This is a genomic window from Bradyrhizobium sp. Gha (genome assembly GCF_900113735.1).
In the GTDB taxonomy this organism is placed as follows: domain Bacteria; phylum Pseudomonadota; class Alphaproteobacteria; order Rhizobiales; family Xanthobacteraceae; genus Bradyrhizobium.
In genome coordinates this window covers 1-1301 of the sequence record NZ_FOQM01000091.1, presented here as the reverse complement: position 1 = coordinate 1301, position 1301 = coordinate 1, and the positions used below count along the sequence as shown (strand labels likewise).

Genomic DNA, 1301 nt, shown 5'->3' with positions numbered 1-1301 from the left:
GAGCTTGATCAGGTCGAGTTTGATCTGGAGTTGAGCCTTGGCGAGCATCGGGAGGAGATCGCCGGAACGCTGGGTTATGCCACGGCGCTGTTCGACCGTGCGACGATCGAGCGCCAGCGTGGTTATCTGCTGGCACTGCTGCGGGCGATGGCTGCCGATGCGCAGCAAGAGGTCCGCCGGATTGAACTGCTGTCGGAAGCCGAGCGCACCTATCTGCTGGAGGAGCTGAATCGGACGGCGGTGGCGTACCCTGCGGAGCGATGCATCCACGAGCTGTTCGAGGCGCAGGTGCACAAGGCGCCGGACGCAATGGCGGTGATCTGCGAAGCTGAGCGGCTGAGCTACGGCGAACTCAATGCGAGGGCCAACCGCCTGGCGCACCACCTGATTGCTCTGGGTGTCAGGCCTGGGGATCGCATTGCCACAGTGCTGGACCGCTCCGCCGCTCTAGTAGCGGCGCAGCTGGCGATTCTCAAGGCGGGCGGCGTATATGTACCGATCGATCGCGCCCTTCCGTTGCCGCGACAAGAATTGCTGATGGCCGATTGTGCTGCACGCTTAGTGCTTTGCGGGATTGATCTGATTCAGACAACTATTCCTGTCCTGGCTATTGGGCCCCTCCTAGCTGGAACGGGATGTAGTTCCGATCCCGGGCTGGCGTTGATCGCTGAAACAGCCGCTTACGTCATGTACACCTCCGGCTCAACTGGCCTTCCCAAAGGAGTTGTTGTTCCACATCGGGCCGTCAACCGGCTCGTGATCAATAATGGATATGTGAACATTGATGCAGGAGATCGGGTGGCATGGGCTGGCAATGCAGCCTTCGACGCAAGCACATTCGAAGTATGGGCGCCGCTGCTTAACGGTGGTTGCATTGTTGTCATGCATGCCGCCACCCTCAGGGATACTCCTAGTTTTGCCCGGGGGCTAAAACAGCACGGCGTGACATCACTGTTTCTGACAACAGCATTATTCAACCAATATACATCATCGATTGCTTCGAATTTGGCGCAGCTGAAGTATCTCCTCTGTGGGGGTGAGCGCGGTGATCTTGCCTCATTTCAGCGATTGCTGAAAGAAAAAGGCCCCGTTCGTCTCATTCACTGCTACGGGCCCACCGAGACGACGACCTTCGCCACGACCTGGACCTGCCCGGCTGATTTTAATGGGTCGATTGTCCCGATCGGGCGCCCCATCGCCAACACGCGGGTGTACCTGCTGGATGGCCAAGGCGTGCCCGTGCCGTTCGGCGCGGTCGGCGAACTTTACATTGGGGGGGCGGGGGTGGCGCGAGGCTATCT

At 59.6% G+C, this 1301-nt stretch carries 1 protein-coding gene; it reads left to right on the top strand.

Going from position 1 to position 1301, the window contains the following annotated elements; genetic code table 11:
* Positions 1-1301 (top strand): AMP-binding protein (locus BM222_RS39675; RefSeq protein WP_143106215.1); only part of this gene is annotated, 1301 nt, incomplete at both ends.